Below are 9,618 nucleotides of genomic sequence, written 5' to 3' on the forward strand. Positions count from 1 at the left end.
CAACGTATCGGCATCCAGCCGAGGTGTGCCATGTCCCAACTTCCTTTGCCCCTGACCCCGTCCCAGACCCTGCGGTCTGTGATCATCCCCGCTCTAGCCGAGCTGGGGGCCAAGTACGACTCTCCGCGCGCACGCGTGCTGCTCCTGGCAATCGCCGGGCAGGAATCGGGACTGAAGTACCGCCGCCAGCAGCCCGGCCCAGCTCGGGGCCTGTGGCAGTTTGAGCAGGGCGGTGGCGTGAAAGGCGTGCTGCGGCACAGCGCCAGCGCTAAAGACGCCACGCGGCTGTCCCTGGCCCATGGGGTGATGCCCACGCCGGCCGCGCTGTATGCCGCGCTCGAGCACGACGACATTCTGGCCGCCGGCATCGCCCGGCTGCTGCTTTGGACCTTGCCGAAGGGGTTGCCGGCGATCGGAGATGAAGATGGCGCCTGGTCGCAGTACATCGACGCCTGGCGCCCGGGAAAGCCACACCGCGACCGCTGGGCGGCCAACTACCGCGCAGCCGTTTCGGCGGTGTCGTGATGGAAGAGACGACCGCGCCTTGGTGGCTCGCCGGTGGCGCCGCCGCCCTGTGGATCGCGCGTGAGTTCATCGGCGCCGTCTTGAGCCGCAAGCAGGACAAGGCGGAATCCGACGGAAGTGTCGCGCTGATCGCAGGCCTGACTGCTCGCGTGGAAGGCCTGGAGGCGAGCCAGATCAAGCTGGGCCAGCAGCTGGCCGACGAGATGAAGCTGCGCATGGCTGCTCAGGAAGAGGCGCACCGATTGCGACTGCGCGTCCTATCGCTGGAGGCATCGCTCCGCGGGCTGGGCGCCGTCATTCCTCCGGAGGTGGCTGGATGAATCGCACCCTGATGGCTGTGCTGGCCCTCGTGGCCTGGTCGGCTGGCATGTTCGGTGCTGGCTGGGCATGGCGCGGCGATCGCGCGGAGGGCGTGGAAGCCCGGCAGCGGGCGGGCGCCAGCGCCGCCCAGGTGGAGCAGGTCAACCAGACCCGCGCCACCGAACACACTCAGGCCGAGGTGATGGCCGCTATCGGAGCGAAGCATGAAGAAGACCGCACCGCGGCCCAGGCCGTCCCTGCTGCTGTTGTTGCTGGTGTGCGCGATGGCTCTCTCCAGCTGCGCGACGACCTCGCAACCTGCGAGACCAGCCGCCTGTCCGAAGCCGTCGCCGGCTCCATCGAACGTGATGCGCACGCCCAACTACGAGCAGAGGTCGCGGCAGCTCTTGTTCAAATCGGCCGCGACGCCGACGACCATGTTCGCGCCTGCCAAGCCGTAGTTACCGAGTACCAGGGAGTCGCGCGGCCGTGAGCAAGGTCAAGCTGCAGGACTCGCTCGGCCGTGTGGTCCAGATCAACGGGAACGCCACGGACGGCGCGACTGTGGGCAAGAACCTGTTCGGCCCCGACGGCCAGGTCCTGCAGATGTCCGATCTCGGCGGCGGCGGTCAGGCCGGCCGTACGCCGTGGGACACGATCGACAACGTACCTCACGCACTACTGGCGATCAGCCTGCTGACCGGCTTCGGCTACCCCGTACAGATCGGCAACGGGGAGTGGCGGCAGCGCACGTTCCAGGCCGGCGGCGGCATCAAGGTGATCAACGGCAACGGCCGGGACGGCGATACGTCCTTCCAGCTGGAACAGGTGGTCGACCTTGGCGACGGCCAGGCCCTGGTCAAAGTCACGATCGACCAATACGGGCGAACGGTGGCGACGGCCTCGGCGAACACCGACGACCTGGCCGAGGGCAGCAGCAACCGCTACTTTACCGACGCCCGGGCGGACGCGCGCGCGGATGCCAGGATCGCCGCGCAGAAGGCCATGGCCAACGGCCTGGCGCCGCTGGGCCCCGGACCGAACCCCAAGATCCCGACGCAGTACCTGCCTGCGCTGGCGATCAGCTCCACCTACGTGGTGAACAGCCAGGCCGCGCAGCTGGCGCTGGTGGTGGAAGAGGGCGACGTTGCTGTCCGCACGGACCAGAACCGCACCTACATCCAGAACGGCGGCACCAGCGGCACGATGGCCGACTGGACGCAGCTGCTGACCCCGGCCGCGCCGGTGCAGTCGGTGAACGGCCAGACCGGCACCGTGGTGCTGACCGCCGCCAATGTCGGCGCCGCACCGACCGCGCCGCCGGCCATGACGCTGGCCGCTGCGAACGCGCTGACAGGCGTGCAGGACTTCCAGGTGGTGGGCATCACCGATCTGAGCGGCGGCCGCGAGCCGTGCTTCTACGACCCGACCGTGGCCACCGGCACGAAGTGGCGCCGCTTCTCTGACCGGAGCATCGCGAACTGATGGCCCTCGATCCGTCCATTTCGATCATCCGTGGGCTGCAGGCCTCGGTGGGCCTCAACGGCCGTACGGTGAGCGTGTCGCCGGGCATGTGCTATCTGCCGGGGCCGATCCGCATGCTGTTCGACGGCACGGCCTCGGTGGACATTCCCACTGGCCAGCCCAACACGTTCTTCCACCTGTACGGCTACGACGGCGGCGGCGGCGTGGGCGCGCTGGAAGCCAGCACCGTGGCACCAGCAGCGCCGTACCTGGGCACAGCCCGCTACAAGACCGGTGACCCGACCCGCCGGTATCTGATCTCCGGCCGCACCAATGCCAGTGGCGTGCTACGGCCTGGCCGACACACCCGGCCGGCTGAAATGGGCAACCGCGTGATGCTGGACGCGGCGAGCGCTGCCGGCTCGGTGCCGATGAACCTGCTGTCGGGCCTCATCGCCACCACGCCGCAGACCATCGACCTGTCGGCCGTGCTGCCGGTGACCGCCACGCGCGCGATCGTGCAGGTGATGAACCCTTCCACGTTCACGCTCTACACCTCGCGGTCGGACGTGGCCGCGCCGTCGCCGACCAACTACCAATACGCCGCCATCGCCGGCAGCTGCCCGGTGCTGGACGTGACCCTGGACGCCAACCGGCAGTTCACCGTGTTGCTCAGCGCTACCAACATTCTCGGCGGGATCATCGCGCTCCTGACCGGCTCCGTATCCATCAACCTGGTCGGCTACGAGTTCGACCGATAGGAGATCCCCATGACGACTCGTTTTCCAGAAGATATCGACGCCTTCGACAACCCGCGGCCGGATAGCAGCCAGTCGGTGGCCCGCACGCACTCGCAGCAGCACGGAGACGCCAACGATGCCGTGGAAGCGATCCAACGAAAGGTTGGTGTCGACGGATCAGAGGATCCTAGTTCCATCGACTACAAGTTGAGGGAGATCAGCGGGGTCACCGACTTGCTTGGAACGGCTGCCTTCCAAGAGACCTCAGCATTTGCAACCAGCGCGCAGGGAGCGTTGGCGGAAAGCGCAACGCAGCCGGCTGATCTGAATGAAGCCACTGCTGGGCTGCAGCAGCAGATCACAGGCCTGATCAACGGTCAGCAGACCCAGGCCATCTACGCCGATACCCTCGCAGCACTCCAGGCCATTACGGGTACGTACGAGGGGCAGGGCGCGTTTGTCATGAACGGCACCGGCGCGGGCACCTACCGCTGGTCCGTCTCTGGCGCAGCGTGGCAGTTTCTGCGGGCCGATACCGTCGGTGCACTCACAAGCGAAGTGAAGCCGCCGATAGCACAGGTCAACCCGTTGACCGATGCCGTCCGCTCGGGCCTTTATGCCGGTATCAACCCGCGCGTGGCCACTGCATTGGTAGCAGCATCAGTCGGATACTCATCGTGGAGCCAGGCGTTTGATGTCGGGACAGACGTGACCGCTGGCGCGACGTTTGACGGGATCCGCGCGCAGTTGCAGACGTCCGCAGGCACCGACCACATCAACGTCGCTGTATGGCGTCGACTGCTATCCAGCACCGCCCAAGATCGCGCAGGTCCTGGCCTTGCCGGCGATGTGCTGTTGGCACGCAAGAACGTGCCTGTGAGCGATCTGAACCTGCTGGAGGGCCTGGCCACCAACGTGTGGCTGCCCTTGCCGGTGACCGTAGCCGAAGTGGGATACACCTACCTGGTAACCGTCGACGCTCGGAGCAGCACCGATGCGTCGGTCGCGCTTGGCATGGGCTATTTCTCCGTCACCGGGTACAGCCAGCGCCGGATGGGCTATTACCTGTCGACGCCGAATGCTGGCTTCTGGAGCAACCTCGGGGCTGGCACGGCGCTTGCTATGAACCTGGGCACTGCCCAGTACGTCAGTTCCGCGAAGCTGGATAACCGGACGTCATCGCTGGAAGACTTCGAAAGTGCCATCAACAGGGCACTGCCTCGATCGCCGCAGAGTGTGGCGACGATCCCCGCCGATTCTGAGTTCAATTTGGCGAGCGGGCGCTACACCTGGGCAATTGGCATGGTCGGTGGCTTGGATGTCGCCGCCGGAATCGAGTCAGACGGTGTGACCGTCCCGTTGATTGTGGACGAAGGAACCACCCGCGTGTTGGTGCAGCTGTACAGTCGGCCGCGGGGCGCAGCTTGGGAAAGCCAGCCGCCAGGAGCAACTGGCGATGTCTTGGTAGGAAGCGTACAAGCCAACGTCGATGATCTCGGCCTGGTGCCCGGTGCGACGGTCATGCAGCCGGTGAATTTCAGTCTGCCGCGCTTTGCAGTTGCTGCCAACACCATGTACTACCTGCTGGTTGAGGCTCAGGACGGTGCAGGCAATCGACTGTTGTCAGCCATCACATACCAGAGCGTGACCGGGCTGGTCACGGACCAGTATCGGAAGTTCTGGCGCAGCGGCCCGACATCCTCCTGGTCCAACGGCGTCACCTCGGTCACCTTCCGGTTGGGCTACAACTTCACCCTTACTGGGTACGACGTGCCAGACCTGTCCTCGCAGGTTCCGGTACGCCTTGGCGACGCCATCGAATCTGCATCTGCCCGGTGGCAGGGCAGTTCGCTGCTGGTGACGGTGGAAGCGACCCGTAGCGGGGGCCGCCGCACCGTTGATTCGACCGTGTCACTGGCTGCGCTCTCGGCCGGAACGGTTGTTGACGAAGCGCTCACCCTTCGACCCGCAGCTGGCGCGGCGAAGACCTGGAGCTACCTGACGGACCGCGTCTCGCACGCGGTCCTCGGGAACGTGGTTGTCAAGGATGCCGCGACCAGTGCCGTGCTTGTCCGGGACACTGATTTCTGGTCGATCCCAGCTCTCGGCTGCTTCTCCCTGCCAGGCACCAGCGGCGCATTCCGAAATGTCCTCGTCGGCTACAGCTGGAAATCCCGCCGCTATGACATGGTGGTCTACACCCCGCTCACTGGTGCCATCTCGGTGATCACGGGGACGGAGCGCGTTCGTGATGCGAGCGAGTTTGTCCCTACTCCAGCCGCAGGGCAGATCGCGCTGTTCGTCATCGATGTAGCGGCTCGGGCGATCATCCCGGTGTGGGATAACGCGCCAGAAGGGGTGAAGCGCCGATCCGTCCAGGAGCTGACCGACGAACAGATCCGCAGCCGATCCATCCTGCGGCCCGTACTCGGCAAACTGCGCCGGGGCGCACCGCTGAGCCTGGTTGCATACGGCGACAGCAACTTCGCGCAGATGGGCGGGGCCTACAGCCTTGCTGCTGTTCGCTCAACGGCCAACACGGTCTTCCACGACCGGACCAAAGACGTGAACGGCCTGCTGCAGGATCCACCCTATGGCGCGGACGTTCTGGCCACTGTCTCGCTGTTCGACACTGGGGACGGTGCCGGGGCCGTGCACACTCGCTTCGGGTTGATCTGGGAGCTGATCCGGGCAATGCAGGCCGGATTCGGATCTACGATCAACTATCGAAACCGCAGCATCCCCGGGACGACGTCGGCCAATGCGACCTACCAGGGGCTCGACAGCGTACGCCTTGCCGCCGCGGTCGCCGACGTGTCTGTGGGGGACCTTGTCATGGTTGGATTCGGACAGAACGAGATGGGCCAAGCGACCACGCGTGCAAACGTGATTTCCATCTGTCAGGCCTTCCAGGCAGTTGGGGCGGTCGTGCTTGTGATGGGCTGCTACCGTCCGAACGCCAATGACCTCAACAGCACGCACACCTACTCGGCGTGGAAGTACACCCAGCGCGCACTTAGGGAAGCCGCGTACGCCTGCGGCGCAGCCTACGTCTCAACGGAGCTGCTGTACGACGATGCTGTGGCGGGAGTTCTTGGTCTTTCGGCGAACGACTACAGCGCTGCAACTTTTGACGTGCACCCCGGCATTCGGGAGCACCGCCTGCTGGGCGCTCAGCTGGCATCGCTGCTGGATTGAACGGGAAGAGGCAGGGTCGACTATGGCTCGACCCTGCCTCATTCGACCTGCAGCAGCAGATCCTCGCGGTTGTTCCGCGGCGTGTTCACCGCGCGGCTGACCCGATAGGCCTCCATCGCCGGTGGCTCGCTGGCCAGCAGCATCGCCATCGCGTCATCGGCCTCGGCCGCCAGCCACTCTTCGGCCTGTCCGGCCGTCAGCCACACCGGCATGCGGTCGTGGATATCGGCCGACACGCCGCTGCTGTCACCGGTGATCACCGTGAAGGTGCCAAGGTTGTCCGGGTCGAGTAGGGGGCTGGTGTCTTCCCACAGGCCGGCGGCCAGCAGCGGCCCGGCCGCGTGGATAAACCACGGATCCTTCTTCCCGTCCTCCGCGTTGACGGACCACTCGTAGTAGCCGGCCATCGGGATCAGGCAGCGGCGCTTTTTGAACGCCGAGCGGAACGCTGGCTTGGTCGCCACGGTCTCGATGCGCGCATTGATGGTCGAGCCCTGCAGCTTCTTGGCCTTGGCCCAGAAGGGGAGCAGACCCCACGAGAGCCGGGTGACCTGCAGGCCGGTACCGCGATCGAGGATCACGGAGGCGCGCTGGGTCGGCGCGAGGTTGTAGCTCTGCGGGATCGACATCAGATCGCCGACCAGCTGGGGGAAGCCGAGGGTGTCAGCGTTTCGGATTGGGGTCTGGACGAATCGGCCGCACATGGCCGAACCATACCCCCTGCCGGCGGCCCAGGCCTTCGCACCGCGTGCACTCCGACGGCCGGAGGCGGCCGATCCCCACAGCTGGCTGGGGGGTCGCCCTGTACCGCCGATGGTCGCGCCCGGGCAATCTGTGCTCGCCGGATCCGGGAGCCGCAGGCAGCTCAGCCCGGGTGCTGGGGCGCCTGAGCAGCGCCCCGCCGGCACTGTCGCAACCTCTGAGACGCCCGGGCGTATCCTGAGGGCATGGACGCCCCAGACAAGCCAGACACCCCCGAACACGAACACCGCCCGGACCCCACCAAGCTGGAGCCGGGCTACAGCCACCTGCTGATGCGCGACACCCGGACCCCTGAGGAAAAGCTGGCCGCCTCGTTGAAGGAGTCGGCCAGGCGCAAGGGGAAGGGGCGGTCGAAGTGGTGGGAGAAGGGCAGCTGAGCGCCAAAAGAAAAGGCCCCGCGTGAGCGAGGCCTGTTCGAATTGCGGAGCGGTTCGTTTATTGCGGAGCGAAAACCACCGCTCGAAAACCCCGCAAACCATTGGTGCCGAAGGTGGGACTCGAACCCACACGCTTTTAAGGGCGGCGGATTTTGAGTCCGCTGCGTCTACCGATTCCGCCACTTCGGCTGGCTGGCCGCGTAGTGTATACAAGATGCGGAGGTTTGTGCAGACCTGAATGCTTAAGTCGGCGTCAGGGTTTCACCTACACAGGACGCTATACTCATCGCGCTGAACCATACAGGGAGTCGTCATGAGCGCGCTGCAGGATCTTCGGGTGCTGGTGGTCGAGAACGACGAAATGAGTGCGGCGCTGCTGCAGATGCAGCTGGCACAGTCCGGCGCCGTGGTGGTGGGGTTGGCCGCGTCGGTGCCGGAGGCACTGCGCCTGCTCGGCGAGACCCGGCCCCAGGTGGTGCTGCTGGATTACCGCCTGGCCAACAACGAGACCAGTGAGGCGGTGGCTGCGGCCCTGGCGGTCCGCCAGATCCCCTTCGTGCTGGCCACCGGCATGGCCACCGAGCATCTGCCCGAGGCCTTCCGCTCGGGCATCATTCTGACCAAGCCCTACCTGACGGCCGAATTGAACGCCGCGCTGGGGCGCGCACGGGCAGGGGACTCGGTTACCGGCTGAGTGGGCGTCACGCCGCTTCGGCGTGCGCCAGTGATACCGGTTCGCGGTCGTCCAGGATCCGGTACAGCGCGGCCAGGTCTGCCGGGTCGGGGTTCAACCAGGCATCGAGATGTTCGCGCCGGATCGGCACGATACAGCGGTCATGGCCGGTGCGCGCCACCTCCGTGGGCGGCTCGTCGGTGATCGCGGCGAACGACAACAGCCGGCCTTCCGGGCCTTCCCATTCCGACCACAGGCAGGCGATCAGCAGATCGCGCGGCGGCTGCGGGCTGAATTGGAGCACGACGTTCTCGGCTTTCTCGCCCGGCGACAGCGGGCGCTGCTCCAGTGCGTGACGCGGCACGTGTTCGTAGAACGACTGCACCACCACCACGCCATGCCGATGGCCGAACGCGGATTTCCAGTACGCCTCCAGGCTGTCGCGGCGCGCGTTGTAGGTGCCGGGATACAACACGTCGTTGCGCGCGGGCTTGTCCGGCAGCCGGCATTGGTAGCGCATCGGCTTGATCACGCGCTGGCCCTGCTCGGACACGATCACCGGCGCATAGACGCCGGGGAAAATGCGGCTGTCGCGCGGCACCAGGCCGGCGCGCTGCAGATCGGACAGGCGCGTCTGCGCACGTTCAATCCGGTTGCCCGCCACGCGTAGTTCATTGCGCGCCTTCTGCGTGGGACGTGCGGCCAGGTGTTCTTCGGCCGCCTTCCGCCGGGCGCTCTGCAGGCGCACCTCCTCATCCAGCGCCTGCATCTCCTCGGCATGCCATTGCTGTATTCGCGCCACGATCTCCTGGCCCTGCGCGGTGCGCGCGCCGGCGAAGCCATCGTCCATCGCCTTGGGCGTTTTCGGGCGTTGCTTGCCGGCGTCGTGGGCATACAGCTGGGCGAACTCGTCCAGGGACAGCATGGCCCCGTACTCACGGACCAGCTTGGTGTAATCGGCGCGGATCTGGGCGGAATAGCACATGGCGACGGAACAGGGTGGGCAGGGGGACAGGATAGGCCGGTGGGTCGCACATGCTGCGAATACGTTCGGGCATGCTGAGCGTCCATTCATTGCCGGACCCGTCTCATGTCGCTGCCTGCTGGTGTTCATTGCATCCCCCTGGCGCCCAGCGTGGAGGAATACCGCGCGCTGCGGGTGCTGGCCGGCCTGAGCCCGAAAACGGCCGAGGCGGCGGCGCGTGGCCTGCCCAACACGGTCTTCGGTGTGAGCCTGCGCGAGGATGACCGGTTGCTGGCGATGGGCCGGCTCATCGGCGACGGCGGCTGCTTCCTGCAGGTGGTGGATATCGCCGTGGTCCCGGACCGCCAGGGGCAGGGCCTGGGCAAGGCGGTGATGGCCGAGCTCGATGCCTGGCTGCACGCGAATGCGCAAGGTGCGTATGTGAGCCTGATCGCCGATGGCCAGGCGCACCGGCTGTATGCGCAGTTCGGTTTCACCGTGACCGCGCCGCGCTCGGTGGGCATGGCGAAGGTGGTGGCGTAGGCCCCATAAACAAACAGCCCCGACCGAGGTCAGGGCTGTTTGTTTGAAGCTGGCGTCCCCACGGGGATTCGA

General features: G+C 66.2%; 11 protein-coding genes and 1 tRNA gene. 9 read left to right on the forward strand and 3 right to left on the reverse strand.

Translation table 11 applies throughout. From position 1 onward, the window contains the following. Nucleotides 1-30: 30 nt before the first annotated feature. Genes C0R07_RS16765 through C0R07_RS16790 form a run of 6 tightly spaced genes read left to right on the forward strand, consistent with a single transcriptional unit; the run spans nt 31 to nt 6,227 of the window. Nucleotides 31-525, forward strand: coding sequence for a hypothetical protein (locus tag C0R07_RS16765; protein ID WP_102789516.1), 495 nt, complete (start codon nt 31-33; stop codon nt 523-525). Continuing rightward, nucleotides 525-845: a hypothetical protein gene (locus C0R07_RS16770; protein WP_167390401.1), complete on the forward strand. Its 321-nt coding sequence runs from the start codon at nt 525-527 to the stop codon at nt 843-845. Before C0R07_RS16765 ends, C0R07_RS16770 begins: the two co-directional genes overlap by 1 nt. Next, a complete protein-coding gene (locus tag C0R07_RS19790; protein ID WP_146027634.1) occupies nt 842-1,318 on the forward strand; it encodes a lysis system i-spanin subunit Rz in 477 nt (158 codons plus the stop codon). The genes C0R07_RS16770 and C0R07_RS19790 overlap by 4 nt, the downstream gene beginning before the upstream one ends. Then, nucleotides 1,315-2,310: a hypothetical protein gene (locus C0R07_RS16780; protein WP_102789519.1), complete on the forward strand. Its 996-nt coding sequence runs from the start codon at nt 1,315-1,317 to the stop codon at nt 2,308-2,310. Before C0R07_RS19790 ends, C0R07_RS16780 begins: the two co-directional genes overlap by 4 nt. Next, the gene (locus C0R07_RS16785) at nt 2,310-3,050 is read left to right on the forward strand and encodes a hypothetical protein (RefSeq protein WP_102789520.1); all 741 of its coding nucleotides are present in this window, start codon (nt 2,310-2,312) and stop codon (nt 3,048-3,050) included. Before C0R07_RS16780 ends, C0R07_RS16785 begins: the two co-directional genes overlap by 1 nt. A 9-nt stretch (nt 3,051-3,059) precedes the next feature. Continuing rightward, complete coding sequence (locus tag C0R07_RS16790; RefSeq protein WP_102789521.1) at nt 3,060-6,227, forward strand: hypothetical protein; 3,168 nt, start codon at nt 3,060-3,062, stop codon at nt 6,225-6,227. Nucleotides 6,228-6,265: 38 nt separating this feature from the next. Here C0R07_RS16790 and C0R07_RS19970 read toward each other — a convergent pair whose 3' ends face one another. Next, nucleotides 6,266-6,931, reverse strand: coding sequence for an SOS response-associated peptidase (locus C0R07_RS19970; RefSeq protein WP_167390402.1), 666 nt, complete (start codon nt 6,929-6,931; stop codon nt 6,266-6,268). A 243-nt stretch (nt 6,932-7,174) separates the two neighbouring features. Between C0R07_RS19970 and C0R07_RS19975 the strand changes: the two genes are divergently transcribed. Beyond that, nucleotides 7,175-7,366: a hypothetical protein gene (locus C0R07_RS19975; RefSeq protein ID WP_102789695.1), complete on the forward strand. Its 192-nt coding sequence runs from the start codon at nt 7,175-7,177 to the stop codon at nt 7,364-7,366. A gap of 102 nt (nt 7,367-7,468) precedes the next feature. Here C0R07_RS19975 and C0R07_RS16800 read toward each other — a convergent pair. Continuing rightward, nucleotides 7,469-7,555, reverse strand: a tRNA-Leu gene (locus C0R07_RS16800). A 124-nt stretch (nt 7,556-7,679) separates the two neighbouring features. On the opposite strand from C0R07_RS16800, the gene C0R07_RS16805 reads away from it, so the two are divergent. Next, on the forward strand, nt 7,680-8,060 hold the full coding sequence (locus tag C0R07_RS16805; protein WP_019185019.1) for a response regulator: 381 nt from the start codon (nt 7,680-7,682) through the stop codon (nt 8,058-8,060). A gap of 7 nt (nt 8,061-8,067) precedes the next feature. On the opposite strand, the gene C0R07_RS16810 is transcribed toward C0R07_RS16805, so the two are convergent. Beyond that, nucleotides 8,068-9,024 (reverse strand): SOS response-associated peptidase family protein, encoded by a 957-nt coding sequence (locus C0R07_RS16810; RefSeq protein WP_070471845.1) that lies wholly within the window; start codon nt 9,022-9,024, stop codon nt 8,068-8,070. A gap of 105 nt (nt 9,025-9,129) precedes the next feature. On the opposite strand from C0R07_RS16810, the gene C0R07_RS16815 reads away from it, so the two are divergent. Further along, nucleotides 9,130-9,546, forward strand: a complete 417-nt coding sequence (locus C0R07_RS16815; protein ID WP_102789523.1) for a GNAT family N-acetyltransferase — start codon at nt 9,130-9,132, stop codon at nt 9,544-9,546. Nucleotides 9,547-9,618: the final 72 nt, after the last annotated feature.

Origin of the sequence: Stenotrophomonas bentonitica, assembly GCF_002887735.1 — a bacterium.
In the GTDB taxonomy this organism is placed as follows: domain Bacteria; phylum Pseudomonadota; class Gammaproteobacteria; order Xanthomonadales; family Xanthomonadaceae; genus Stenotrophomonas; species Stenotrophomonas bentonitica_A.